Source organism: Mesorhizobium sp. ISC25 (genome assembly GCF_042295465.1).
In the GTDB taxonomy this organism is placed as follows: domain Bacteria; phylum Pseudomonadota; class Alphaproteobacteria; order Rhizobiales; family Rhizobiaceae; genus Mesorhizobium.
Map to the genome: position 1 here is coordinate 4061389 of NZ_CP135441.1, position 24466 is coordinate 4085854.

Genomic DNA, 24466 nt, shown 5'->3' on the forward strand with positions numbered 1-24466 from the left:
GCTTGCGTTCCGAACATGCGCGGTCCGATGTCGTCCGGCATGATGGATTGACGTTATAGGGATGCCAGATATTAGTAAAGAGTATTAGTTGGTCGGGATTCTCGCCACAAAGGAGAGAGGCCTCCCCAGTCGCTACCGTTTCGGATCGGGGACTAAATCGGCTTAAGAGGGTCGATTATATCTATTAGTATCGCTTCGCCCTATAAATGCGAGATTCGAGGGACCAATGACATGAACGAACCCCTGCGTGATCCCGTCCTTGAGGGTACCAGGCGGCGCAAGCTGTCCGGGAAAAACCCCAAGGGCCGCGTTACCATGACCGACATCGCCAGGGCCGCAGGCTGTTCGCAGGCGACGGTTTCGTTCGTGCTCAACAACACGCCGGGCATCAGGCTGTCGCAGCAAACCCGAGAGCGGGTGATCGAGACCGCGCGAACGCTGGGCTATTCGCCGCCGGTGTTTTCTGCCTTGCGAGCCCCGGTTGCCGCATTCGACGGGCTGGATGGCGTGATCGGCTTCGCCGTCGACCAACTGGCGACCAGCCCGGAGGCGGTCGTCGCCATTGAAGGGGCGCGGCAAGCCTCGTGGAACGCCGGCAATGTGCTGCTGGTGGCGCAGACCATGGGCGACGAGGTGATGGAGCCCCGCGCCATCGCGGCGCTGACCAAGCGGGGCATTTCGGCGCTGATCTACATGACCATCTTCACCCGCGAGATCGTCGCGCCGGATTATCTCTACGGCCTCGACATTCCGGTCATCCTGCTCAACTGCTACACCGCCGACTATGCCTTCCCCGCCGTGGTGCCGAGCGAGATCGCCGGCGGGCAGAGCTCGACCCGGCACCTGATCAGCCATGGCCACAGGCGTATCGCCACCATTACCGGCGAGCCCTGGATGCAGGCGGCGCAGGACCGGTTGAAGGGCTACCGCCGGGCGCTGGCGACAGCCGACATCCCGTTCGACCCGGCGCTGGTCGTCGAAGGCGATTGGTCGGCGAGCGCCGGCTATGCCGCGACCGTCAAGCTCTTGGGGCTGAAGGACCGGCCGACCGCCATCTTCTGCCAGAACGACCGCACCGCGATCGGCTGCTACGAGGCGCTGAAGGAGGCCGGCCTGCACATCCCCCAGGATATTTCGGTGGTCGGTTATGACGATGAGGAGATCGCGCGGCATCTGTTCCCGCCGCTTACGACATCGATCCTGCCGCATATGGCGATGGGGCAATGGGCGATCGAGCAGCTGGAAGTCCCCGCCCCACCCGGTCGCGGCCGCTATCCCATCACCAAGCTCGAATGCCCGCTGGTGGAGCGGGAGTCGGTTGGCGCTATGCCGGGCTGAGGCGAAGCGGGCGGCGATCGACAATGGCACAGGCTTGACATCAGCCCCGGCATATACCCGATTGACTTCATGAGATTGCAAAGCTGCTATAATTTTCAGGACTTTCGCCGGCTGGCAAAACAGCGCCTGCCAGGCCCGATCTTCAACTATATCGATGGCGGCGCGGACGACGAGACGACGCTGCGGCGCAACACGGCGGCGTTCGAGGACTGCGATCTCGTCCCCAACGTCCTTGCCGGCGTCGGACAGGTCGACATGTCGGTCACCGTCATGGGCCAGAAGCTGGCGATGCCGGTCTATTGTTCGCCGACGGCTCTCCAGCGGCTGTTTCACCATAGCGGCGAGCGCGCCGTTGCCGCGGCGGCGGAGAAGTTCGGCACGATGTTCGGCGTCTCGTCGCTTGGGACGGTCAGCCTAGAGGAAGTTCGCAAGCACAGGACGCCGCAGGTCTATCAGTTCTATTTCCATAAGGATCGCGGCCTGAACCGCGCCATGATGGAGCGCGCCAAGGCGTCCGGCGTCGAGGTGATGATGCTGACGGTCGACAGCGTCACCGGCGGAAACCGCGAGCGTGACCTGCGGACCGGCTTTTCCATCCCCTTTCGGCTTACGGTCGGCGGCGTGATGCAGTTCGCGATCAAGCCGAGATGGGCCATCGACTATTTGACGCACGAAAAGTTCAGCCTGCCGCAATTGGACGGCCATATCGATCTCGGCGGCGGAGCGCTTTCCATCAGCCGCTATTTCACGGAGATCCTCGATCCATCGCTGGATTGGAAGGACGTCGAAGATATGGTCCGCTTCTGGAACGGCCAGTTTTGCCTGAAGGGGATCATGAGCGTCGCCGATGCCAGAAAGGCCGTCGACATCGGCTGCACCGGCATCGTTCTGTCAAATCATGGCGGTAGGCAGCTGGACGGCTCGCGCAGCCCGTTCGACCAGCTGTCGGAGATCGTCGACGCGGTGGGCGACAAGATAGACGTGATCATCGACAGCGGCGTCCAGCGCGGCACGCATGTGCTGAAAGCCCTGTCGTTGGGTGCCAAGGCCGTCGGTGTCGGGCGCTACTATCTCTTCCCGCTGGCAGCCGCCGGACAGGCCGGCGTCGAACGGGCGCTCGGCCTGATGCGAACCGAGATCGAACGCGACATGCGGCTGATGGGATGCAGGTCGGTGGCAGAGCTTTCCAGGGGGAATGTGCGGTTTAGGTGAGGCAGCCGGGAAGTGGCGCACGGCATAAGCTTTTCGAAGTGCGAACACTATGCCGACCGGACGCCGCTCCTGCCGTCCGTGTCGAAGACGGCCTCGCCGGAAACAGCATCCGTATATCCGCCCTCAAGCCGCTGCAATGTATGCCGGAACCGATCAAGATTGCGTAGCATTTTGGGCCTGGCATCGACCATGTGCTGGAAAGTGTCCCACTCTCCAATCGAGAAGAAGGCGCCATCTCCCGATTTGATGAGAGCCATTTTTCGCAATCCCTCGAAATTGCGCGGAGCGCTGCTGAACAGTTCGACGAATTCGTCTTCACTACCCGGCTTGACCTGGAAGCGGACGCTGTTGAACGCCGTCATGTACGTTCCCCCGTGAAAGACCTGAAGAAGCTCGAATATGCGAAAGCCCTAAGGCACTCAAACCCTTCGAACACGTGTACAGGAAAATCGGAAGGTTGGCTTCAGTCACCTCCGGCCGAATGCCCCGTTTCTGCGCTATTTTGCCAGGAAGAGGACGACGCTCGATCTCAATCGGTACGCCCTTCCGACCGGTAATGAAACGCGCTGTTAACACCGTTCGCGGGTGACAGGATGTTGGCCGCAGTTCGAAGGTATAATCTGCGTCTCGCTGTCAGTTGCGGAGGCGAAAATGAACTTGCTTCGGATTGCGCTCTTGTGCACGGCCATGATCGACCTTGGAATGCCGGCCGTTCGCGCTGAGGATCGGCCTGTGCCGCAGAACAATAAAGCCGCAACAGCGCAGCCGCCCGTTCATTGTGAAGGCCAAAATTGTCTCCCGCCGGCGAAAGATCCCGTGCAGGAATGCACTGGCCAGGATTGCACGCCAGCTCCGCCGACTGAACCGGGTCCGGAGATTAAGCAGGCCGACTGAGCAGCATCAGCTGACGATCCCCTTTTTGGCATGGATAGCGCTCACGTCTCGCCACCTTCCGACCACCGGCGCCGGTCACGGTCATAGTCGGACGGCTATGAGCTCACCGCGCCCGAGAGGCCCCATGAGGCGGGCCGTGCATTGGATTGATGGCGCGCCCGAAGAGATTCGAACTCCTGACCCCCAGATTCGTAGTCTGGTGCTCTATCCAGCTGAGCTACGGGCGCGCAACAGGCCATGCTTTGCATAGCCCCGCAATCCGATCCTGGCGACCGGCCGCGATGTGACGTGTTCCCTAGCGACTGAATTTGCGAAAAGCAAGCCGATCCTGGCCAAAAGTTTTGCCGCCACGTTTTGCCGTCACGCGCCCGCCGGCGAAGGCGAGCTCACGCCACACGGCGGCCGAGCCGATGGCTCGTAGTCTCGGACCAACCATTTGCGAATTGAAACGGCCCGTAACGAAACGGTTCGTTACGCCGGGCGGCGCAGACCGTTGCGGGCCTGGTCGAGCCGGACCGGCTGGTCGGGGATGGTGACGGCGAATGTGGTGCGGCCGCCGATGCTTTCGACCAGCTCCACCGTGCCGCCATGGGCGCGGATCAATTCATGGGCGATCGCCAGGCCAAGGCCGGTGCCGCCGCTGCGGGCCGAGCCGCGAAATGCCGCGAACAGGTTTTCTCGCGCCTTCGGCGGCAGGCCGGGGCCGGTGTCGGTGACGACGATGCGGCTGACGCTGCCGATGCGCTCGGCCGATATGGTCAGGCGGCGCACCACGGCGCTCTCGGTGTCCGCGGCCATCGCCTGCACGGCGTTGCGGCTAAGATTGGTGAGCACGCGGAACAGCTGGTCGGAATCGGCATCGACCTCGAGCACCGGATCGACGGCATTGACGAATTCGATGCCGCATTCGATGTCGAGCAGGCCCTGGACGTCTTCGACCAGCTGGCGCAGCCGCAGCCTGCGGCGCGACGGCGGCGGCTCCTGGGTGCGGCCGTAGGCAAGCACGCCCTCCGAATAGGACACGGCGCGGTCGAGCGCGCGCAGCAATTTTGGCGCGAACGCCTGCACGGTCGGGTCCTTGACCTGGCGCAGGCGGTCCGACATCAGCTGCGCCGAGGCGAGGATGTTGCGCATGTCGTGGTTGATCTTCGACACGGCCAGGCCGAGATCGGCCAGGTGCTTCTGCTCGGTCAGCATCTTTTGCAGCCGCTCCTGCATCTGCGACAGCTCGCGTTCGGCGACGCCGATCTCGTCGGCCCGCGCGGCGGGGCGAATGATGCGACCGGGATCGTCGGGCGCCTCGGAAAAGGACAGCATCGAGCGTGTCATCGTCCTGATCGGGCCGATCATGATCAGGTCTATCGCGGCGTAGACCAGCATGGCGGTGAACAGCGAGATCAGCAGCGAGACGAAGGCGACGTTGCGCGAATAGATCAGCATGGCATTGCGCAGGCGGTGGTCGGGCATGATCAGCTCGAACTCCTTGTCGCTGTCGCCGACCGGCCCGAAAACGCGCAGCATCCTCTTGCCGCCGAAAAACAGCGTGTCCAGCGCGCCGGTCATGCCCTTGATCATGCCGACATTGGCGATATCGATATGCTCGTCGACCTGTGGCGGCATTTCGGCCACGACCAGCAGCCGCGAGACGCCGCCGTCGCGCACGGCGATCGCCTTGGCGCCGATCGCCATCAGCACGTCGTTCTGGGCGGCACGCGACAGCGAGGCAGGTTCGCCCTGCACCAGGACGATTGAAACCGCGGCGGCCGTGCTCAGCCTCTCCTTCAGCCAGCTCAGCCTGTAGCTGGCGATCCAGGGGACGAAGATGAGGATTTCGGCCAAGAGCACGAAGACGATGGTGAGCAGCAGCAATTTGGTTGACAGGCCGCGCGCCAGCGGCACCCTGCGGGTGGCCGCCTTCGCCTGGGCGATGCTTTCGTCGTTTGCTGGGACTTCACTCATGCTCGTCGTCACGGCTGCCTGTCATCACGGCTGCTTGTCTTAGGGACTGCTCGTCTTCACGATCGCTTGATCGGGTGAGATTAGGCGATTGCGGCTTTTTTGCCAAATTCATCCTTTGGTCGAAGCCGGACAAAGGGCCGCAAGACTTCCCTGCCGGTCCGGCAACGCCGGCCCGACGCGCTGGATTGACTTCCAAAACCCTTCTTTCTATAAGCCCGCTCACGCTCGGGCCATTCGTCCCGGCGCGGTTTCGATCGCGCCAAAACCGGCCCAGCAAAGCTCCTGTTACAAAGTGACAGAATCAAGAAGGGCCGCACCCCGCGGTATTTAAACAAATGAAGCGTACTTACCAGCCGTCCAAACTCGTCCGCAAACGCAGGCACGGTTTCCGCGCCCGCATGGCCACCAAAGGTGGCCGCGGCGTCGTCGCAGCCCGCCGCAACCGCGGCCGCAAGCGTCTCAGCGCCTGAGCACCAAGCGAGAGACAAGATCGTTGCCCGCAACCGGCAAGCCAACGGGTGCCCATCCCAAGCGGCTTCTGAACCGCGCGGAATTCCTGGCCGTCCGCCGTGGCGAAAAGCGCCGCGGGCGGCTTTTCCTCGTCGAGGTCCTGGGCCGCGGCGATAGCGAAGCGCCGCGCGTCGGTTATACCGTCACCAGGAAGGTCGGCAACGCCGTCGTTCGCAACCGCATCCGGCGGCGGCTCAGAGAGGCCGTGCGCACGCATGCCGCGGATGACATGGCGCCGGGCAATGATTATGTCATCGTCGGGCGCGAAGACGTGCTTACCACTCCGTTCGGCCAGTTGAAGGCCGAACTCTCCCGCAGATTGCGTGGAACACGATAGGCCAAGGGCTTCGATGGAAAACAACCGCAACTTCTTCATCACCATCGCACTGTCGGTGCTGATCCTGGCGCTTTGGCAATATTTCTATGTGATGCCGCGCAGCGAGATGCAGCGCGAGGCCGCCCGCATCGAAGAGCAGCGCGTGGCGGAGCAGAAGAAGGCCGCCCAAGGCACCAGTCCGGGCGCCAGCGAAACACCGGTACAGCCCGGCGCCATTCCGAGCGCGCCTGGCGGCGACGCGGTGACGCCGGCCGGCCGCGACCAGGCGATTGCCTCGACCAGCCGCGTCAAGATCGACACGCCGAGCCTCGAAGGCTCGATCAACCTCACCGGTGCGCGCCTCGATGACCTCCGGCTCAAGCATTACAGGGAGACGGTCGACAAGACCTCGCCCGAGATCGCGTTGCTCAACCCGGCGTCCCTGCCGAACGGCTATTTCGCCGAGATCGGCTTTTCTGGCGCGCCGGATGTGGGCACGCTGCCCGGCCCCGACACGGTCTGGCAGACCGACGGCAATGCGACGCTGACACCGGCGACGCCGGTCACGCTGACCTTCACCAACGACAAGGGCCTGACCTTCAAGCGCACCTTCTCCGTCGACAGCCAATATATGTTCACCGTGTCCGACACGGTTCAGAACGGCGGCTCGGCGCCGGCGACGTTGTCGAACTATGGCCGCGTTACGCGTTTCGACAAGCCGGCTATCGCCAGCACCTATGTGCTGCACGAGGGCCTGATCGGCGTTACCGGAAGCGAGGGCCTGCAGGAATACAAATACTCCAGCGTCGAATCTGACAAGGAATACAAGCCAGGCAAGTCGACCGACGGCTGGCTGGGCATCACCGATAAGTATTGGGCGGTGACCCTCGTGCCGCCTAGCGGCCGCGAATTTCAGCCCAAATTCTCTTATTTCGAGTTCAAAAGCGGGCCCCATCCGCACAGCTACCAGTCCGATTTCCTGTCCGACCCGGTCACGATCGCTCCCGGGCAGTCGACGACCGTGGAGTCGGAGATATTCGCCGGCGCCAAGGAAGTTTCGACGATCAACGCCTATGAAAAGGACCGTCATATTCGCCAGTTCGACCTGCTGATCGACTGGGGCTGGTTCTATTTCATCACCAAGCCGATGTTCTGGCTGATCGACACGCTGTACAAATTCTTCGGCAATTTCGGCCTGGCGATCCTCGCCACCACCGTCATCGTCAAGGCGCTGTTCTTCCCGCTCGCCAACAAATCCTACGCGTCGATGGCGAACATGAAGAAGGTGCAGCCAAAGATGCTCGAGATCCGCGAGAAATACGCGGACGACAAGATGAAGCAGCAGCAGGCGATGATGGAGCTCTACAAGACCGAGAAGATCAATCCGCTCGCCGGCTGCTGGCCGGTGGCGTTGCAGATCCCGGTGTTCTTCTCGCTTTATAAGGTGCTCTACATCACCATCGAGATGCGGCACGCGCCGTTCTTCGGCTGGATCCAGGATCTGGCGGCGCCGGACCCGACATCGATTTTCAACCTGTTCGGGCTGATCCCCGTTACCTTGCCGCACATGCTGATGATCGGCGTCTGGCCGCTGATCATGGGCGTGACAATGTTCCTGCAGATGCGCATGAACCCGACGCCGCCGGACCCCACGCAGGCTGCGATCTTCACCTGGATGCCTGTGATCTTCACCTTCATGATGGCGGGTTTTCCGGCCGGCCTGGTCATCTACTGGGCCTGGAACAACACGCTGTCGATCCTCCAGCAGGGCGTGATCATGAAGCGGCAGGGCGCCAAGATCGAATTGTGGGACAATCTGGTCGCGCTGTTCCGCAAGAAACCGTCGCCGGCGGAATAGCCGGCGCTCCGATAATGCGAAACCAGAAAGCCCCGGTTCGTCCGGGGCTTTTTGCACAAGCTGCCGGCATGGATTAAGCGATTGGTACTGCGGGACGGATCGAGCTATTTTGACCTGGCTGGCAGTTGCTCGACGGAGCTCGATATGACCGGACCCAATCCATCGATCAAGCATCCGATCCCGTTGCACACGCGCGTCGGCTTTCTGAAACCGCTGGTGACGGCGCCGAATATCGAAATCGGCGACTTCACCTATTACGACGACCCGGACGGACCCGACAAATTCGCCGAAAAATGCGTGCTGCATCATTATCCGTTCATCGGCGACAGGCTGGTCATCGGCAAGTTCTGCGCCATTGCCGAAGGCGCGCGCTTCATCATGAACGGCGCCAATCACGCCATGTCCGGCTTTTCGACCTATCCGTTCAACATCTTTGGCCACGGCTGGGAGGAAGGTTTCGACCCGGCGACATGGTCGAAGGAGGTGCGTGGCGACACAATCGTCGGCAACGACGTCTGGATCGGCATGGAAGCGGTGATGCTGCCGGGCGTGAAGATTGGCGACGGTGCTATCGTCGCGGCAAAGTCGGTGGTGACGCACGATGTACCGGCCTATGCGATCGTCGCCGGTAATCCGGCCAAGGTGGTAAAGATGCGCTTCGATGACAGGACCATCCGGCAGCTGCTGGCGCTGGCGTGGTGGAACTGGCCGGTGGAAAAGATCAGCCGCAATCTCGATGCCATTCGTGGCAGCAACATTTTTCTTCTGGAGGCAGCGGTTTGAACGCGTTGAACAAGACCACGATCGGCATCGAATTGTTCACGCGAGCCTGGATCTTCATCCGCGGCGTGCCGGCGATGAAATTCCTGCCGCCGGAGGGTCCACCCGAGATCGCCTTTGCCGGCCGCTCCAACGTCGGCAAATCGTCACTGATCAACGCGCTGGTCAACCAGAAGGGGCTGGCGCGCACCTCCAACACGCCGGGCCGGACGCAGGAGCTCAACTATTTCGTGCCGGGCGGATTTTCGGGAGAAGGCGCCGATCTGCCGCCGATGGCCCTGGTCGACATGCCGGGCTATGGCTACGCCACGGCGCCGAAGGAAAAGGTCGAAGAGTGGACGAAGCTCGTGTTCGACTATCTCAAGGGCCGGGTGACGCTGAAGCGCGTCTACGTGCTGATCGATGCCCGTCATGGCATCAAGGCCAAGGACGACGAGGTGCTGTCGCTGCTCGACAAGGCGGCGGTCTCGTATCAGATCGTGCTGACCAAGACCGACAAGATCAAGGCGGCGGGGGTACCGCGGCTGATCGAGGAAACGCTCCAGAAGATCAAGAAACGCCCGGCGGCCTTTCCCTTCGTGCTCGCCACGTCATCGGAAAAGAGCGAGGGTCTCGAGGAATTGCGCGCGGCGATCGTGCTCGCCGCCAATGGCGGATAGGGCAACGGACTCCGACGGCTGGTCAGGCGGGGCTGGAGGCCCGTTCCTGCTCTGCAAGCTGTTCGGTGCCGTAGGCCTTCAGGAACACGTCGACGCCCGACCTGACGATATGTTCGATCTCGGCCGCACTTGGCGCCTTGGTGCGATAGGCGAAAATGCACTGGCGGAAAAGACCGGCCAGACACAGCTCGGTGAACTGATAGGCGGCAAGCTCGACGTCGTCGATCTTCAGCAGGCCGCGTTCGACAGCCATGTTGAGGAAAACGACAACCCTGTCATGGCCGCGCTTCGGGCCGCGTTCGTAAAATCGCGCGCCAAGCTCCGGAATGCGTTCCGACGCGCCGATCACCGTCCGCTGCGCCAGGATGACCCTCGCCGAAGTGATCTTCATGGACAGCACGATGCCGAATTTCACCAGCGTCTGGCGAAGGTCGCCGATCTGGTCCAGCACTTCGTACATGTTCTTGAAGATCGTGCCGCGTTCTTCCTCGATCAGCGCTTCGAACAGCTCTTCCTTGTTGGCGAAGTAGACATAGATGGTGCCCTTGGACACGCCGGCCTCGCGCGTAATGTCGTTCATCGACGCGGCTTCGAAGCCCTTGTCGATGAAGACACGGCGCGCACCATCGATGATCTGGCTGCGCTTGACCGGGTCTTGCCCCGCGGCCGGGCGGCCGCGCGGCAGACTGTCCAGCAGATCGCACTGGTCCTTGCCAGCGCTGGGCAATGGGCCTGAATCAGGCAAAGGAGCGGCCTTGGGGGCTTCGGCCATAATGTCACACCTCGTAAAATAATTCGAACCATCCGGTTCGATTGCTCTTGATATGGTCCTCTTTAAGCGCTAAGTCAACGTCGAGATCGAACCGAACGGTTCAGTCTGATGAAGTTCAGCGCCAGTTAATTTAGAGAGATATCATGTCCTCGAACGCGCCCACCAGTGCCGAAGTCCGCCCTTTCCCCAATGCCAAGGTCCAGCCTGCGATCGAAGCGCCGGAAGCCCCTCCCAAGCCCGCCGACGTCACCCCGCTGGCGCCCGCCAAGAAGAAGCGCTCGATGCGCTCGATGTTGTTGCCCATCATCGGCTTGGCTCTGCTGGGCGCCGGCGCCTGGTATGGCTATGATTACTGGACCGACGGGCGCTTTATGATCACGACCGACGACGCCTATGTCCAGGCCGACACGGCGTTCATCTCGCCAAAAATCTCGGGCTATGTCGATCAGGTCAAAGTGACCGAGAACCAGCAAGTAAAGGCCGGCGACCCGCTGCTGATCGTCGATGACGGTGACTACAAGATAGCCGTTTCCCAGGCCGAGGCGCAGATCGCCACGTTGAGCAAGACGCTCGACCGCATCGATGCCCAGACCGAGGCGGCGCGCGCCTCGCTCAAGCAGGCGCAGGCGCAGAAGACCGCCGCCCAGGCCGCGGCCGATAATGCCAAGCGCGTCCAAGCGCGGGCCGCCCAGTTGCTCAAGACCCGCGTCGGCACCCAGGCCCAGTTGGACGATGCCCAGACGGCGGTCGAGCAAGCCAATGCCGCACTAGCCGGCGCCGACGCGCAGATCGCGGCGGCTCAGGCCAATATCGGCGTGCTCCAGGCGCAGCGCGCGGAATCGGCCAGCACGCTGGCCTCGCTGCAGCTTGCCCACGACAAGGCGGTGCGGGATCTATCCTTCACCGTGCTGCGCGCACCCTACGACGGCGTGGTCGGCAACCGCTCGGTCGAGCAGGGCGACCTGATCAGCCCCGGACAGAAGCTTGCCGTCATCGTGCCAATGGACAAGCTCTACGTCGTCGCCAACTTCAAGGAGACGCAGCTTGCCCGGCTGGTGCCTGGTGAAAAGGTCAGAGTGTCGGTCGACGCGATCGACGGCCAGGACATCGAGGGTACCGTGTCGTCGCTGGCGCCGGCTTCGGGAGCAGTGTTCTCGCTGCTGCCGCCGGAGAACGCCACAGGCAATTTCACCAAGGTGGTGCAGCGCGTTCCGGTTCGCATCGACGTGCCCGCGGATGTGTTGAAGACGGGCAAGCTGCGCGCCGGCCTGAGCGTCGTCGTCGCTGTCGACAGCCGCACGGCGCCTTCGGCATCGAAGTAAAGCGGAAGCGGGAGCAAAGGTCATGACGACCGCAACCCTGACTGCAGGATCGGCGCCGGCGCCAGCCATGCCGGTGCCGGTCGACCACATCTCGACACGCCGCGTCATCGCCTTCCTGGCGATGGTGTTCGGCATGTTCATGGCCATCCTGGACATCCAGATCGTCTCGGCCTCGCTGGCCGAGATCCAGGCGGGCCTGAGCGCCAGTTCGGACGAGATCCCGTGGGTGCAGACGGCCTACCTGATTGCCGAGGTGGTGATGATCCCGCTGTCGGGCTTCCTCAGCCGGATGCTGTCGACGCGGGTGCTGTTCACGATCTCGGCAGCAGGCTTCACCGCGGCCAGCGCGCTGGCGGCGACCGCAACCAATATCGACCAGATGATCGTCTACCGTGCCGTGCAGGGCTTCATCGGCGGCGGCATGATCCCGAGCGTCTTTGCAGCCGCCTTCACCATCTTCCCGCCGTCGCGTCGCGCCATCGTCTCGCCGATGATCGGCCTGGTGGCGACGCTGGCGCCAACCATCGGCCCGACCGTCGGCGGCTATATCAGCCATGCCATGTCCTGGCACTGGCTGTTCCTGGTCAACGTCGTGCCCGGCATTCTGGTGACGACGGCCGCCTGGTCGCTGATCGACTTCGACAAACCCAATCTCAAGCTGTTCAGCAAGTTCGACTGGTGGGGGCTTGCCGGCATGGCCGCCTTCCTGGGCTGCATGGAATATGTGCTGGAGGAAGGTCCCAACAACGACTGGCTGCAGGATCAGGCGGTGTTCATCTGCGCCGTCATCATGACCTTCGGCGCGGTGCTGTTCTTCTGGCGCGTGTTCACCGCCGAGGAGCCGATTGTCGATCTGAGGGCCTTCAGCAATATCAATTTTGCCTTCGGCTCGCTGTTCTCCTTCGTCGTCGGCATCGGCCTCTACGGTCTGACCTATCTTTATCCCGTGTTCCTGGGGCGCATCCGCGGCTACGATTCGATGATGATCGGCGAGGCGCTGTTCGTCAGCGGCCTGGCCATGTTCTTCACCGCGCCGATCTCCGGCATCCTGTCGAACAAGATGGACCCGCGCATCATGATGATGATCGGCTTCTTCGGCTTCGCCACCGGGACCTGGTGGATGACGCATCTCACCGCCGACTGGGATTTCTATGAACTGCTGATCCCGCAGATCCTGCGCGGCTGCTCGATGATGCTTTGCATGGTGCCGATCAACAACATTGCGCTCGGAACCTTGCCGCCGGAGCGGCTGAAGAATGCGTCTGGCCTGTTCAACCTGACCCGCAATCTCGGCGGCGCCGTCGGCCTGGCCGTCATCAACACCGTGCTGATCGACCGCAATGCCTTCCACTACGCCAGGCTCTCCGAGCACGTGCAATGGGGAAGTGCCGCTGCGCAGCAGAAGCTGCAGAACATGACGCTCAACTTCGAGCAGACCGCCGGGCTCGACGCCTCCAAGGCGGCCATCTCCAAACTGTCAGGCATGGTCCAGCAGCAGGCGTCGCTGCTGTCGTTCATGGACGTATTCTTCGTGCTGACGGTTTTGTTCGCGACGCTTGGGCTCTTCACCCTGGTGATCCGCAAGCCAGCCGCTCAGGGCGGCGGTGGCGGAGGCCATTGAGGCGCGCTGGATCCCCCGCCTGGCGCCCTCGCGCATGACCCCGAAAAGCGATTTTCGGGGTCATGCGCAAAATCAACCATTACGAAGTCCTCGCGCGCTCCGACAAAGTCAGGGGGCGCAGCCATCCTCAGGCTGTCGCCGGCTTGAAGGTCAAGGCGACGCCGTTGATGCAATGCCGCAACCCGGTCGGCGGCGGACCGTCGTCGAAGACGTGGCCGAGATGGCCGCCGCAGCGGCGACAGTGGACCTCGGTGCGGGTCATGCCCAACGACCTGTCCACGGTCTTGCCGACGGAATTCGGGATTTCCTGCCAGAAGCTCGGCCAGCCTGTGCCGGAATCGAACTTGGTCTCTGACGAATAGACCGGCAGGTCGCAGCCGGCGCAAGCGAAGATGCCTTTGCGGTGCTCGTTGAGCAGCGGACTGGTGCCCGGGTATTCCGTGCCCTCCTTGCGCAGCACATTGAAGGCCGCGTCGGACAGGATGGCGCGCCATTCGGCCTCGGTCTTGGTAACCTCGAAAGTCTCGGCCGCGCGTGCATCCTGGGCTCCGCCCATGCGCAGCGCGGTGGCGCCTGCGACAACGCCAAGGGCTGCCGCACCACTCAAAAGAAGCTCGCGACGGTTCATGGCCATTCCTCCTGTCATTGCTTGTGCCAAATTCGACCGCCACACGGAAATCAAAAGCCGGTGACGATCGCTGTCCTCAAAGCGGGACTCCGCGCCTATCCACATCTTGCGTGAACGGCGCGGAGTGTGCGCAGGGAGGCCCTTAGCGATATCTTCGCCGGCAGCGTGCGTTTGTTACATTTTCGGCAGGAGAACCTTGTCGACGACGTGGATGACGCCGTTGGACTGCTCGACATCGGCGATCGTCACATTGGCGACATTGCCGTTCTCGTCGGTCACGGTGACCTTGCCGCCGTCGGTCTTGAGCGACAGTTCGCAACCACCGACCGTCTTGACCTTGTGGGTGCCGCCGTCATCCTTGACCATCTTGGCGACGTCGGCGGCCATCGCCTTGGCGCCGATGACATGGCAAGTCAGGATCTTGACGAGCTTGTCCTTGTTTTCAGGCCTGAGCAGCGTCTCCACCGTGCCGGCTGGAAGCGCCGCAAAGGCCTCGTTGGTCGGCGCGAACACGGTGAAGGGGCCGGCGCTCTGCAGCGTATCGACCAGGCCGCCTGCCTTGACGGCAGCGACCAGCGTCGTGTGGTCCTTCGAGTTGACAGCATTTTCGACGATGTTTTTCTGGGCATACATGGCGGCGCCGCCGACCATCGGATTTTGGGCATAGGCAATGGTGGCGAGCCCAGAAATGGCGACCGTTCCGGCAAGCAAAAGGGTGGCGAATTTACGCATGATTTCAATCTCCTCGGGCTATCGTTCCCCTCATTCGGGAACGCAAGGAGATACGCGACAGAAACGCCTGAGTTTCGCCCTCTCCGCAAAAAAATATTGTGTCGCTGCAATTTGCCCCGGCGCGGATCGACAGCCGCCAACAAGCTTGCAGGCGTTTAAATCGTGGGAGATAGATTTCAGGTCTGCTTCCAGAGGCAAGAAGCGATCAGACGCTCTTCAGATCGCCCGCTGCGACCACCGGTCCAGTCGGCTGGCCGGTCGGCGAACCGCCGGCAGGCTCGACGCTGACCGCAAGCACGGCGCCTTGCGCCAACTTTTCCTGGACGGCGGGCGGGATGGCCAAATGCGCGGTGGCACCGGCCGGGATGACGCCCATCGATACCGGCGCATTCTTGCCTTCGATCATCCACAGTTCGAAGTCCTTGCCGGCGGCCCGCTCGCCGGAAACGTGGGAAAGACCGATCTCGTGACGGGCGGCATCGTAGACGACGAGATATTTGACGTCGCTGCCTTCGGCCGCCAGCGAGGCGACAAGCCGCGTCTGCGGCGGTTCGGTGGGCGGGCGAAAGTAAGGCACGGCGATGTAGATCGCCAGCGCCGCAATGGCGGCGGCGGCAAGACCGCGCCAGAAGCCAAGGCTCGACCACAGGCCGGCGCGCGGCTCTGCAGCGAACAGCCGGCGGTCCAATGCTTCCTTGACCCTGATCGGAGGCTCTGTCTCCGGATAGGCGGCGGCCATCGGCGAAAGATGCGCCTCCCAGCTATCGACAAGGCGCGCGAAGGCGGCGTCCGCATCGATGCGGCGCGACGCGATCTCGCGTTCGTCGGCGGCCAGCACGCCAAGAACGTATTCGGCGGCGAACAGGTCGTCGCCCCCACGTTCCGGTCCGTTGTCGTCAGCCAGCGTCATCTTTCCAGGCATTCTCTCAGTTTCAACAGGCTGCGCCGCAGCCAGGTCCGCATTGTGTTCAGCGGCACGCGATAGCGCTCCGCCAGCTCGGCGTAGCTTTTGCCATCCAGATAGGCGCCCCGGACGGCCGCCGCCCGGTCCTTGTCCAATTCCTCGAGACAATGGTAGATGCGTTCGGACTCACCGCCCGCCACGGCCATGGCCTCCGGCCCCGGCGCCGGATCGGCCACGTCGAGCGCGGCATCGATATAGGCGGCAGGCTCTCGCCGCGCCCTGATCCGATCGATCGCATGATTGCGCGCAATGGCCACCAGCCAGGAGATCGGGCTCAGATCCGAAACGGCGAAACGGTCCGCCTTCGTCCATATCTTGACGAAGACCTCTTGAAGCGCCTCTTCTGCATCTCCCCGATCCTTCAATACACGAAGGCAGACGCCGAAAAGTTTCGCGCTGGTCTGCCGGTACAGCAGATCGAACGCAGCCCGGTCCTTCATCGAAGTCCGGACAATCAGGTTGCTGATGTCCTGCGGCGTCATCGGCCGCCAAATTAGGCGATTGCAATGTATTTGCAACGACTGAAATGGTCTTGCGCACTGGCAGCGCCAGCGTCGATTGCCAAGGAAATCGCCGCCCGCTAGCTTGCCATGAGCGGGAGGGCGACCATGTCGATCGAGCGGGTTCTGTGGGAGCATGACGCAACCGGCCAGGCCGCACTCGTGCACGAGGGAGAGATCACACCGCAAGATCTCGTCGATGCGGCGATCGCCCGGGCCGAGGCCACCCAGCCGGAGATCAACGCCATCGCCGAACCGCTTTTTGAGGCGGCGCGGGCGCGAGCGAAAACCGTCGACCACAAGCTGCCGCTTGCCGGAGTGCCCTTTGCGCTGAAGGACCTCGGCATCGCCATGAAGGGCGTGCCGACGCATGGCGGCAGCCGCATCCCAGCCTACACCCCCGATTTCAACTCGGTCATGACGGAACGCTATCTGGCCGCTGGCCTGGTCCCGATCGCCACCAGCACCGCACCGGAACACGGGCTGAGGCTGGTGACCGAGTCCGTGGCTTACGGCGTCACCCGCAATCCATGGGACACCGCGCACACGACCGGCGGTTCCTCAGGCGGTGCGGCTGCGCTGATCGCGGCCGGCGTCGTGCCGGTGGCGCATGCCTCGGATGGCGGCGGCTCGATCAGGGTGCCTGCCGCTTGCACCGGGCTGGTCGGGCTGAAAACCTCGCGCGGCCGCGTGCCCTTGACGCCGCTCGTCACCGAAAGCTGGTACGGCTTCGTCGTCGACCATGCGTTGGCCCGTTCGGTGCGCGATACGGCCCTGCTGCTCGACCTGACCCACGGGCCCGACCCGCTGTCGCCCTACGCGGCACCCTCGCCTAACGGCAGTTTCACTGCGGCCGCCGGGCGCGATCCGGGCAAGCTCAAGCTCGCCTTCTACCGAAAATCGCCGCTCGGCCTGCCGATTTCGGAAGAAACCTTGAAAGCTCTGGATGCGGCAATTGCGTTGGCGCGCGAAGGCGGACACAGCGTCGAGGAGATCGACCTGCCCTATATCGATCGCGATTTCATCGCCGATTTCTCCAGAACCGTCGCCGCGGCGGTGGCCGGCACGATGCGTGGCGAGGCCTTGCGCGTCGGCCGCTCCATCTCAGGCGACATCGAACGCGCCACGCGCGTGATGAGCCGGTTCGGTGAAATCCTCTCGGCCGGCGAAATCTATGCCGGCCTGCAGCGGCTGCACGCAACCTCGCGTCGGCTTATCACCGAAACCGCGCATTATGATGCAGTGCTGATGCCTGTCATCGCGCACCCGCCGCTCGCCTGTGGCACCATGGACCCGAAAGGCGCCGACGAATTCATCGAGAATGTCCTGGACAGACTGCGCCTCGCCGGCCTGCTGAAGTTCAAGCCGCTATTCGGCCAGCTGATGGACAAGAGCCTTTGGTTCACCCACTGGCCGGCGATCCAGAACGTCAGCGGGCAACCGTCGATCACGCTTCCGGTTTACGTGACCGATGCCGGCCTGCCGCTCGGCGTCCAAGCCGCCGGCCGCCCCGGCGACGAGGAGACGCTTTTGTCGTTCGCCGCGCAGATGGAAAAGATCTCGGGATGGCTGGGCCGGCGGGCGCCGCTGCAGGTGCCGGCATAGACCATGATCCCGAAAGGTGGGAACCGGTTTTCGGACAAGGTCATGGTCAAACAAATAGTAGTACCGATTTGATCGATCGTGACAGCAAAGCCGTTTGCCCCCTCGTCCAATTCCCGCTAAGACGCCGCCGTTCATACCAAGCTGGGAACCACGCCGATGACGGATGTCGCCGCCACCGCCGAAATGCAGGCAGCGCTGCTTTCAAGGGCGCTGCCCTATATGCAACGCTACGAGAACAAGACGGTCGTGGTGAAATATGGCGGCCACGCGATGGGCGACATCGCGCTCGGCAAGGCTTTCGCCCGCGATATCGCGCTTTTGAAACAATCCGGCGTCAACCCGATCGTCGTGCATGGCGGAGGGCCGCAGATCGGCGCCATGCTCAGCAAGATGGGCATCGAATCCAAATTCGAGGGCGGCTTGCGTGTCACCGACCAGAAGACCGTCGAGATTGTCGAGATGGTGCTGGCCGGATCGATCAACAAGGAGATCGTCGCGCTGATCAATGCCGAGGGCGAGTGGGCGATCGGCCTGTGCGGCAAGGACGGCAACATGGTGTTTGCCGAAAAGGCGCGCAAGACCATGATCGATCCGGATTCCAACATCGAGCGGGTGCTCGACCTAGGCTTCGTTGGTGAGCCTGTCGAGGTCGACCGCACATTGCTCGACCTCCTGGCGCGGTCCGAAATGATCCCGGTGCTGGCGCCGGTGGCGCCCGGCCGCGACGGCCATACCTACAACATCAACGCCGACACTTTTGCCGGCGCCATCGCCGGCGCCTGCCAGGCGACGCGCCTGCTGTTCCTCACCGACGTGCCCGGCGTGCTCGACAAGGACAAGAAGCTGATCGACGAGTTGACCGTGGCCGAGGCCAAGGCCCTGATCAAGGACGGCACGGTCTCGGGCGGCATGATCCCCAAAGTCGAGACCTGCATCGAGGCAATCGAGCGCGGCGTCGCAGGCGTCGTCATCCTCAACGGGAAGACGCCGCATGCGGTGCTGCTCGAGCTGTTCACCGAACACGGCGCCGGCACGCTGATCGTGCCGTGAGGCCGGGTGTCTGAGGGGCTCAAGCGATTGGCGAAATAGCGGTCACGGACTTACGCGACAGGCGTTCGACAACCATCGATTCCTCTTCCTCGTCTTGCGGCGCGCCCCAGAATTCGGTGAGCGTCGGGCCATTTTTCAGGCGGCGGTCGCGGACCAGAAAGCCCCAGACTTCGCGGAACCAGACGCGGCGGCCCATTTTGGTGTACCAGCGCATCGAATGCCGTTGCTCCGGATCCTTGTGGAACAGGATACGCACCAGGGCCTTGGGCCGCGACTGCACGGCCAGTTCGATCAGCTTGACGGCGAAGAATAGCATCCACGGCTTCAGGCGGGTCATCCGCAGCACCTGGTGCTTGTAGTCCCACAGGCGGGCGTCCAGCTGGATCACCTTGCGGTCCCTGGCAATCCTGAAGAACGGCGTCCAGCGATGCGGCGTCACATAGAGCGCCTGGATCTGGTCGGGGTCATAAGCGATCAGCTGGCGGAAGCCGCGCCAGAGGTCGCGAAAGCTTTCGTCCTCAAAACCGGCCACCCACGTTGCCATCGACAAGATGCCGTTGAGGCGCAGCAGCCTTATCGCCTCGCGGTCGGATGAGGTGCTGCCGCCCTTGCGGATCAACTGGAGCGTCTGCTCGTCGGTGTTTTCCATGCCAAGCAGCCAGCGGATGACGCCGGCCTTGCGATAGAGATGCAGGCTGTCGGCGTCACGGACGATGTCGTCGGCGCGGGTGGAGCCGACGATCAGCACCGGCACGTTCTCGGCGATCATCGCATCGAGAAAGGCGCGCCAGGCTTTTTTGGACGAGGTCGGGTTCTCGTCGGCAAGGTTGATCAGCTCGACGCCATGCTCGCGGTATAGCCAGGCAATCTCCCGCGCGAACTTCACGGGGTCGCGGTGCCGCCAGCGCGTCCAGAAGCCGCGCTGGCCGCAATAGTTGCACAGATGCGGACAGCCTCGCGAGAACTGCATGACCACCGCGCGCTTGCCTCCCCAATAGCTGTAGCGACTGAAGTCGATCAGTTCCCAGCCGATGCGGTAATCGTCGAAATTGGCGATCGTCCTTGCCGGCCGGGTGGCAAAAGGACGGCGCAAATCATCAGGAAACGCGATGCCTGTCACATCCGACAGCGGCTTGCGTTTTTCCAGCGCTTCGACCAGCGCGACGATGGTCGCCTCGCCCTCGCCGCGCACGATGAAGTCGAAGACATCCGTTTCAGCCAGTATGTCGCGCCAATGATAGGTCGGAAACACGCCGCCATAGATCAGGATTGTCGCTGGCTCGATGTCCTTGACCATGCCGGCGATCAGCAGGGCTGTCGGATGCGCAGAGGTCGAGCCGGAATGGCCGATCATAATGCAGTCGGGATGGTCGCTCAAAGCGTCCCGGACCAGCGTGGCAAGCGCCATCGGCCCGAATTCGGCGTCCACAAGCCGCACTTGATGTCCCGCGTCGATCAGCGGACCGCCCAGTGCCAGCAAACCGAGCGGCGGCAGATGGTCGTCCGGCACACGGCTGCCGATGGCGGTATGCGGCGGGTTGATCAGGACGATTTTCATGGCGGGCCTTATGGCGGTCCGCATGTCGTAGTCGGCGATCTAGCTCTGGAGATTGGCCAGCTTCAGCAGTTTGTGTGCAGCTTTTCCGCAGAAATGCCTATCGTCTGAGATGTGCAAGCGGGACATGGCCAGGCCCCTTGATGTTCTGCAGCACAAGCTGCGTGTGTACGTCGCGCACGCCCTCGAGCCGCATCAGACGGTGCATGACGAAGGCATTGAGCTCGTCGACCGACGGCACCATCACGTGCAGCAGGAAATCATGGTCGCCGGTCATGGTCCAGCATGAGGACACCTCGTCCATGCGCTGGACGGCGGCGATGAAGCTTTCGGGCGAGCCGTCGCTGTGGCTGGTCAGGCGCACCTGGATGAACACCTCGACCATCAGCCCGATGGCGCGACGGCTGAGCACCGCGGCGAAGCGCTTGATGATGCCCGCCTGCTGAAGAGCCTCAAAGCGCCGCGCGCAAGGTGTCGTCGACAGGCCGATCTGCTGCGCCAGTTCGGATACCGGCTTGCGCCCGTCGCGCTGCAGGATGTCGAGCATCTTGATCTCGAATTCGTCAAACTGAGGCATTTTCACTCTCCCAAAGCTCGATCGTGGAGTCTTTTACCTCCAACCCCGCATTTGAGCCACCATCAAAGCTGATTTGCCTCGCGCGATCCGGCTAAGATTTCCGACAATCCGCTGATCATGATTTCCAGGGAGAGCAGCCATGACCATGAACGTTGCCGACTATGCCCGCGAATGCGCCGCGCGAGGCCTTCGCGGCGATTATTCGGTCTGCCGTGCCGATTTCACCGTGGCGCAGGGCTACAATTATAGCGACGAAGAACAGGCGGTGTGGCGCACGCTGTGCGACCGCCAGACGAAGCTGACCAGGAAGCTCGCCCATCATTCCTATCTCGACGGCGTTGCGGCGCTCGGCCTTCTCGACAAGATCCCGGATTTCGGTGAGGTCAGCGAGAAGCTGCGCAAGCTCACCGGCTGGGAGATCGTCGCCGTGCCGGGGCTCATTCCCGCCCAGCCGTTCTTCGACCACCTCGCCAACCGCCGCTTCCCGGTCACCAACTGGCTGCGAACCCAAAAGGAGCTCGACTATATTGTCGAGCCCGACATGTTCCACGATTTCTTCGGTCACGTGCCGATCCTGACGCAACCGGTCTTTGCCGACTTCATGCAGATGTATGGCAAGAAGGCCGACAGCGTGATTGCGCTCGGCGGCGACGAGATGATCACCAGGCTTTACTGGTACACCGTCGAATACGGGCTGATGCGCGAACCCGGCCAGCCGCTGAAGGCGTTCGGCGCCGGGCTGATGTCATCCTTCACGGAGCTTCAGTTCGCGGTCGAAGGCGGCGAGGCGCACCATGTCGCCTTCGACCTGGAAACCGTAATGCGCACCGGCTACGAGATCGACAAGTTTCAGCGTGCCTATTTCGTGCTGCCGTCATTCGACGCCCTGCGTGATGCTTTCGAGACCGCCGATCTTGCGGCGATCGTGGCGCGCCGCAAAGGCGAGCCGGCGCTCGATCCGGCAAAGGTCTGAAAGGTTAGTGCTTGTTAGCGACCGCCAAGGCTCAGGCGGCTTCGGAAATATCGCGGTCGATGATCGACAGATTGCGGCCGCGATGCTTGGCCTCGTAGAGCCGCTGGTCGGCGGCGCGCATCAGCTCCGACACTGCGGCGTCCTTGCCGCAGGTGATGCCGCCAATACTGACTGTCAGCGCAACCGTTCGTTCATCGACGGGCCGGAAACGGATGCGCTCGACTTCACGGCGGATGCGCTCAGCGACGCGCCTGGCCTCGTGTTCGGTGGCACCAATCAGAAGGGCGCAGAATTCCTCGCCGCCAATGCGGCCAAGCACGTCGCCGCTGCGCACGCCACGCTCTATTGCGTTTGCGATGAGGAGCAGCGCATCGTCGCCGATCAGATGGCCGTAGCTGTCGTTGATGGTCTTGAAATGGTCGGCATCGATGATCAGCAATGCCCCGCGATCGAATTTACGCCGGGAGCCGTCGAGCGCGGCAAAGAAGCTTTCGCGGTTGAGCATGCCGGTCATGTCGTCGCGGCTCGCCTTTTCCGCCAAGCGCCTGTGCGCGGCGGCGAGTTGGGCATGGGCACGGGCGAGCTCGCGATGCGCGGTCTGCAACCTTTCGCCCTGCCAGAACGTATAGGCGCCGACGCCCCAGGCAAGGGCCAGCGGGCAGACGGTGGAAGTCAACCAGATGGTGCGATTGATCGGAAAACCCATTGCCGGCACGACGATCAGCGTCAGCAAAAGCGAGACGGCGACGGAGGCGAAAGCGATGGCGGCAGACTTTAGAATTATGCGATTCATCGCTTGCTCCCACTGGCCCGTGTTGGTTCCAGCAAAGCGCTGAATGTCCCCTTTCGGTGATGCTTAAGATTTTAATCATAGTGCCATTTTCATCACCCAGGACGCGCATAGGTTGTGGATAAACCTCCTGTTAGAAAGATCGTTTCGTGCCATAAGGACCGTATGACCACACTTCCCGACCCCGCCCGCTTTGCCCATGTCACCGACTGGGTGTTCGATCTCGACAACACGCTTTATCCGCATCATTCGAATCTGTTCTCGCAGATCGATGTGAAGATGACCGCCTACGTCGGAGAATTGCTGACGCTGCCGCGCGAGGAAGCACGCAAGCTGCAAAAGGAGCTCTACCGCGAATACGGCACGACACTGAACGGACTGATGACGCGCCACGGCATCGACCCCGATGATTTTCTCGAGAAGGTCCACGACATCGATTATTCCTGGCTGGTTCCAGATCCCGTCCTCGGCACCGCCATACGCCAGCTTCCCGGCCGTAAATTCATCTTCACCAACGGGGATCGCCGGCATGCCGAACGCACCGCGCGGCAGTTGGGCATTCTTGAGCATTTCGACGATATTTTCGATATCGTCGCAGCCGGACTGAACCCCAAGCCGGCGCGGCAATCCTACGAGAAATTTGCCGAACTCCACGCCGTTACCGGGCAAAATGCGGTGATGTTCGAAGATCTCGCCCGCAACCTGTCGGTACCGAAATCGCTGGGCATGACCACGGTGCTGGTGGTGCCACGCAATTTCGAGCCGACCTTCTCGGAAATCTGGGAACGCGACCCGGCCAACGAGGACGATGTGGACTTCGTCACCGACGATCTCGCCGGCTTTCTCACGGCGATCGTCGAAGTCCCTGCTTGAGGCAGCCGGCGCGCTTCAAGTCCTTGCTCGCATGTCAAAGTTTATAGAAGCGGCTAATGATCCCCCAGGCCTCGTCGGCGGTGTCGACGAAATCGATGATATCCTGGTCGCCGGGCGTGATCGTGCCTTGCTCGGCGAGGAAATCGAGGTCGATTGCCCTTGCCCAGAAAGCCTTGCCGAACAGAATGACCGGCACGCGTTCCATGCGGCCGGTCTGGATCAGGGTCAGCGTTTCGAAGAACTCGTCCATCGTGCCGAAGCCGCCTGGAAATACCGCAACGGCCTTGGCCCGCATAACGAAATGCATCTTGCGGACCGCGAAATAGTGGAAGTTGAAGCAGAGTTCCGGCGTCACGTAGGCGTTTGGCGCCTGCTCGTGCGGCAGCACGATGTTGAGACCGATCGACGGCGCGCCAACATCGTCGGCGCCGCGATTGCCGGCCTCCATGACACCCGGCCCGCCGCCGGTCACCACGACGAATTCGCGATAGTACGAGGTGGCCGACTGCTGTGAGCAGAGGCGGGCGAATTTGCGCGCCTCCTCGTAATATTTGCTGTTTTGCTCGAGGTTCTTCTTCTGCGTCTCGTTCTTGGCCGCCCAGGCTTCGCCGCCGGGCTCGGGGATGCGGGCGCCGCCGAACAGGATGACGGTCGATTGGATGCCGCGCTCGGCCAGGATCATCTCCGGTTTCAGCAGTTCGAGCTGCAGCCTGACCGCGCGCAACTCGCGCCGCGTCATGAAATCGGGATCGTTCCAGGCCAGCCGATATGTCTCCGCGCGCGTTTGCGGCGTGTCCGGCACGCTTCTCGACCGCTCCAGATCCTCGTCCGAATGCGGTAGCGGCGTCCATCCCGCCTTTTCCATGGGAGTCATATTTGCTTTACCCGTCCAATCATTCACTTGCGCCGTCCCGTGACGCTGCCGCGATTGACCCTCCCCAAGCCTTCACATAGGGTCCGCGCGACTTTCAAACAGGT

General features: G+C 62.5%; 24 protein-coding genes and 1 tRNA gene. 13 read left to right on the forward strand and 12 right to left on the reverse strand.

All coding sequences use genetic code 11. The features are described 5' to 3' along the window. Positions 1-315: 315 nt before the first annotated feature. Complete coding sequence (locus RQ479_RS20035) at positions 316-1338, forward strand: LacI family DNA-binding transcriptional regulator (protein WP_376705980.1); 1023 nt, start codon at positions 316-318, stop codon at positions 1336-1338. Between the two features lie 69 nt (positions 1339-1407). Further along, the gene (locus tag RQ479_RS20040; protein WP_376702341.1) at positions 1408-2550 is read left to right on the forward strand and encodes an alpha-hydroxy acid oxidase; all 1143 of its coding nucleotides are present in this window, start codon (positions 1408-1410) and stop codon (positions 2548-2550) included. A gap of 47 nt (positions 2551-2597) precedes the next feature. On the opposite strand, the gene RQ479_RS20045 is transcribed toward RQ479_RS20040, so the two are convergent. From RQ479_RS20045 to RQ479_RS20055, 3 genes are all read right to left on the reverse strand, one after another. Next, the gene (locus tag RQ479_RS20045) at positions 2598-2912 is read right to left on the reverse strand and encodes a DUF718 domain-containing protein (RefSeq protein ID WP_376702342.1); all 315 of its coding nucleotides are present in this window, start codon (positions 2910-2912) and stop codon (positions 2598-2600) included. Positions 2913-3594: 682 nt separating this feature from the next. Further along, positions 3595-3671 (reverse strand) — tRNA-Arg (locus tag RQ479_RS20050). A 244-nt stretch (positions 3672-3915) separates the two neighbouring features. Next, positions 3916-5403, reverse strand: a complete 1488-nt coding sequence (locus RQ479_RS20055; protein WP_376702343.1) for an ATP-binding protein — start codon at positions 5401-5403, stop codon at positions 3916-3918. 335 nt (positions 5404-5738) lie between these two features. Here RQ479_RS20055 and rpmH point away from each other — a divergent pair, with 335 nt between their 5' ends. From rpmH to yihA, 5 genes are all read left to right on the forward strand, one after another. Then, positions 5739-5873 carry a 50S ribosomal protein L34 gene (rpmH, locus tag RQ479_RS20060; protein WP_008833937.1) on the forward strand — a complete coding sequence of 45 codons (135 nt, stop codon included), beginning with the start codon at positions 5739-5741 and terminating at the stop codon, positions 5871-5873. A 23-nt stretch (positions 5874-5896) separates the two neighbouring features. Then, on the forward strand, positions 5897-6250 hold the full coding sequence (gene rnpA / locus RQ479_RS20065) for a ribonuclease P protein component (protein WP_376702345.1): 354 nt from the start codon (positions 5897-5899) through the stop codon (positions 6248-6250). Between the two features lie 13 nt (positions 6251-6263). After that, positions 6264-8087 carry a membrane protein insertase YidC gene (gene yidC / locus RQ479_RS20070; RefSeq protein ID WP_376702346.1) on the forward strand — a complete coding sequence of 608 codons (1824 nt, stop codon included), beginning with the start codon at positions 6264-6266 and terminating at the stop codon, positions 8085-8087. A 144-nt stretch (positions 8088-8231) separates the two neighbouring features. Further along, on the forward strand, positions 8232-8870 hold the full coding sequence (locus RQ479_RS20075; protein WP_376702347.1) for a CatB-related O-acetyltransferase: 639 nt from the start codon (positions 8232-8234) through the stop codon (positions 8868-8870). Beyond that, complete coding sequence (yihA, locus tag RQ479_RS20080; RefSeq protein WP_376702348.1) at positions 8867-9526, forward strand: ribosome biogenesis GTP-binding protein YihA/YsxC; 660 nt, start codon at positions 8867-8869, stop codon at positions 9524-9526. Before RQ479_RS20075 ends, yihA begins: the two co-directional genes overlap by 4 nt. A gap of 22 nt (positions 9527-9548) precedes the next feature. On the opposite strand, the gene RQ479_RS20085 is transcribed toward yihA, so the two are convergent. Beyond that, positions 9549-10298 carry a TetR/AcrR family transcriptional regulator gene (locus tag RQ479_RS20085; RefSeq protein WP_376702349.1) on the reverse strand — a complete coding sequence of 250 codons (750 nt, stop codon included), beginning with the start codon at positions 10296-10298 and terminating at the stop codon, positions 9549-9551. Between the two features lie 143 nt (positions 10299-10441). On the opposite strand from RQ479_RS20085, the gene RQ479_RS20090 reads away from it, so the two are divergent. Both RQ479_RS20090 and RQ479_RS20095 read left to right on the forward strand, forming a co-directional pair. Continuing rightward, positions 10442-11620: an HlyD family secretion protein gene (locus tag RQ479_RS20090; RefSeq protein WP_376702350.1), complete on the forward strand. Its 1179-nt coding sequence runs from the start codon at positions 10442-10444 to the stop codon at positions 11618-11620. Positions 11621-11642: 22 nt separating this feature from the next. Next, positions 11643-13241, forward strand: a complete 1599-nt coding sequence (locus RQ479_RS20095) for a DHA2 family efflux MFS transporter permease subunit (RefSeq protein WP_376702351.1) — start codon at positions 11643-11645, stop codon at positions 13239-13241. Between the two features lie 127 nt (positions 13242-13368). Here the strand turns inward: RQ479_RS20095 and msrB are convergent, their stop codons facing one another. From msrB to RQ479_RS20115, 4 genes are all read right to left on the reverse strand, one after another. Next, complete coding sequence (gene msrB / locus RQ479_RS20100; protein ID WP_352464747.1) at positions 13369-13869, reverse strand: peptide-methionine (R)-S-oxide reductase MsrB; 501 nt, start codon at positions 13867-13869, stop codon at positions 13369-13371. A 174-nt stretch (positions 13870-14043) separates the two neighbouring features. Continuing rightward, positions 14044-14601, reverse strand: coding sequence for a fasciclin domain-containing protein (locus RQ479_RS20105; RefSeq protein WP_376702352.1), 558 nt, complete (start codon positions 14599-14601; stop codon positions 14044-14046). A 205-nt stretch (positions 14602-14806) separates the two neighbouring features. Next, positions 14807-15511, reverse strand: a complete 705-nt coding sequence (locus RQ479_RS20110; RefSeq protein WP_352464797.1) for an anti-sigma factor domain-containing protein — start codon at positions 15509-15511, stop codon at positions 14807-14809. Continuing rightward, positions 15508-16047: a sigma-70 family RNA polymerase sigma factor gene (locus RQ479_RS20115; protein WP_352517619.1), complete on the reverse strand. Its 540-nt coding sequence runs from the start codon at positions 16045-16047 to the stop codon at positions 15508-15510. Before RQ479_RS20115 ends, RQ479_RS20110 begins: the two co-directional genes overlap by 4 nt. 126 nt (positions 16048-16173) lie before the next feature. Between RQ479_RS20115 and RQ479_RS20120 the strand changes: the two genes are divergently transcribed. Together RQ479_RS20120 and argB are read left to right on the forward strand one after the other, a co-directional pair. After that, positions 16174-17670 (forward strand): amidase, encoded by a 1497-nt coding sequence (locus RQ479_RS20120; protein ID WP_376702353.1) that lies wholly within the window; start codon positions 16174-16176, stop codon positions 17668-17670. Between the two features lie 156 nt (positions 17671-17826). Further along, on the forward strand, positions 17827-18720 hold the full coding sequence (gene argB, locus RQ479_RS20125) for an acetylglutamate kinase (RefSeq protein WP_023677482.1): 894 nt from the start codon (positions 17827-17829) through the stop codon (positions 18718-18720). Between the two features lie 19 nt (positions 18721-18739). Here the strand turns inward: argB and bchE are convergent, their stop codons facing one another. Together bchE and RQ479_RS20135 are read right to left on the reverse strand one after the other, a co-directional pair. Further along, complete coding sequence (gene bchE / locus RQ479_RS20130; protein ID WP_376702354.1) at positions 18740-20278, reverse strand: magnesium-protoporphyrin IX monomethyl ester anaerobic oxidative cyclase; 1539 nt, start codon at positions 20276-20278, stop codon at positions 18740-18742. A 97-nt stretch (positions 20279-20375) separates the two neighbouring features. Then, entirely contained in the window at positions 20376-20852 is a 477-nt protein-coding gene (locus RQ479_RS20135) for an Lrp/AsnC family transcriptional regulator (RefSeq protein ID WP_352464756.1), read from the reverse strand. A 139-nt stretch (positions 20853-20991) separates the two neighbouring features. On the opposite strand from RQ479_RS20135, the gene phhA reads away from it, so the two are divergent. Then, a complete protein-coding gene (gene phhA, locus RQ479_RS20140) occupies positions 20992-21825 on the forward strand; it encodes a phenylalanine 4-monooxygenase (protein ID WP_352464757.1) in 834 nt (277 codons plus the stop codon). Between the two features lie 31 nt (positions 21826-21856). Here phhA and RQ479_RS20145 read toward each other — a convergent pair whose 3' ends face one another. Beyond that, positions 21857-22618 carry a GGDEF domain-containing protein gene (locus RQ479_RS20145; protein WP_376702355.1) on the reverse strand — a complete coding sequence of 254 codons (762 nt, stop codon included), beginning with the start codon at positions 22616-22618 and terminating at the stop codon, positions 21857-21859. Positions 22619-22780: 162 nt separating this feature from the next. Between RQ479_RS20145 and RQ479_RS20150 the strand changes: the two genes are divergently transcribed. After that, complete coding sequence (locus RQ479_RS20150) at positions 22781-23488, forward strand: pyrimidine 5'-nucleotidase (RefSeq protein WP_023677476.1); 708 nt, start codon at positions 22781-22783, stop codon at positions 23486-23488. 34 nt (positions 23489-23522) lie between these two features. Here RQ479_RS20150 and RQ479_RS20155 read toward each other — a convergent pair whose 3' ends face one another. Further along, entirely contained in the window at positions 23523-24362 is an 840-nt protein-coding gene (locus RQ479_RS20155) for an LOG family protein (RefSeq protein ID WP_292655870.1), read from the reverse strand. Between the last annotated feature and the right edge of the window lie 104 nt (positions 24363-24466).

Excerpts from the sequence above, each read along its gene's own strand:
- RQ479_RS20035 (WP_376705980.1), top strand. The coding sequence starts at position 316 with ATGACCGACATCGCCAGGGCCGCAGGCTGTTCGCAGGCGACGGTTTCG.
- RQ479_RS20040 (WP_376702341.1), top strand. The coding sequence starts at position 1,408 with ATGAGATTGCAAAGCTGCTATAATTTTCAGGACTTTCGCCGGCTGGCA.
- RQ479_RS20045 (WP_376702342.1), bottom strand. The coding sequence starts at position 2,912 with ATGACGGCGTTCAACAGCGTCCGCTTCCAGGTCAAGCCGGGTAGTGAA.
- RQ479_RS20055 (WP_376702343.1), bottom strand. The coding sequence starts at position 5,403 with ATGAGTGAAGTCCCAGCAAACGACGAAAGCATCGCCCAGGCGAAGGCG.
- rpmH (WP_008833937.1), top strand. The coding sequence starts at position 5,739 with ATGAAGCGTACTTACCAGCCGTCCAAACTCGTCCGCAAACGCAGGCAC.
- yidC (WP_376702346.1), top strand. The coding sequence starts at position 6,264 with ATGGAAAACAACCGCAACTTCTTCATCACCATCGCACTGTCGGTGCTG.
- RQ479_RS20075 (WP_376702347.1), top strand. The coding sequence starts at position 8,232 with ATGACCGGACCCAATCCATCGATCAAGCATCCGATCCCGTTGCACACG.
- RQ479_RS20085 (WP_376702349.1), bottom strand. The coding sequence starts at position 10,298 with ATGGCCGAAGCCCCCAAGGCCGCTCCTTTGCCTGATTCAGGCCCATTG.
- RQ479_RS20090 (WP_376702350.1), top strand. The coding sequence starts at position 10,442 with ATGTCCTCGAACGCGCCCACCAGTGCCGAAGTCCGCCCTTTCCCCAAT.
- RQ479_RS20095 (WP_376702351.1), top strand. The coding sequence starts at position 11,643 with ATGACGACCGCAACCCTGACTGCAGGATCGGCGCCGGCGCCAGCCATG.
- msrB (WP_352464747.1), bottom strand. The coding sequence starts at position 13,869 with ATGAACCGTCGCGAGCTTCTTTTGAGTGGTGCGGCAGCCCTTGGCGTT.
- RQ479_RS20105 (WP_376702352.1), bottom strand. The coding sequence starts at position 14,601 with ATGCGTAAATTCGCCACCCTTTTGCTTGCCGGAACGGTCGCCATTTCT.
- RQ479_RS20110 (WP_352464797.1), bottom strand. The coding sequence starts at position 15,511 with ATGACGCTGGCTGACGACAACGGACCGGAACGTGGGGGCGACGACCTG.
- RQ479_RS20115 (WP_352517619.1), bottom strand. The coding sequence starts at position 16,047 with ATGACGCCGCAGGACATCAGCAACCTGATTGTCCGGACTTCGATGAAG.
- RQ479_RS20120 (WP_376702353.1), top strand. The coding sequence starts at position 16,174 with ATGTCGATCGAGCGGGTTCTGTGGGAGCATGACGCAACCGGCCAGGCC.
- argB (WP_023677482.1), top strand. The coding sequence starts at position 17,827 with ATGACGGATGTCGCCGCCACCGCCGAAATGCAGGCAGCGCTGCTTTCA.
- bchE (WP_376702354.1), bottom strand. The coding sequence starts at position 20,278 with ATGAAAATCGTCCTGATCAACCCGCCGCATACCGCCATCGGCAGCCGT.
- RQ479_RS20135 (WP_352464756.1), bottom strand. The coding sequence starts at position 20,852 with ATGCCTCAGTTTGACGAATTCGAGATCAAGATGCTCGACATCCTGCAG.
- phhA (WP_352464757.1), top strand. The coding sequence starts at position 20,992 with ATGACCATGAACGTTGCCGACTATGCCCGCGAATGCGCCGCGCGAGGC.
- RQ479_RS20145 (WP_376702355.1), bottom strand. The coding sequence starts at position 22,618 with ATGAATCGCATAATTCTAAAGTCTGCCGCCATCGCTTTCGCCTCCGTC.
- RQ479_RS20150 (WP_023677476.1), top strand. The coding sequence starts at position 22,781 with ATGACCACACTTCCCGACCCCGCCCGCTTTGCCCATGTCACCGACTGG.
- RQ479_RS20155 (WP_292655870.1), bottom strand. The coding sequence starts at position 24,362 with ATGACTCCCATGGAAAAGGCGGGATGGACGCCGCTACCGCATTCGGAC.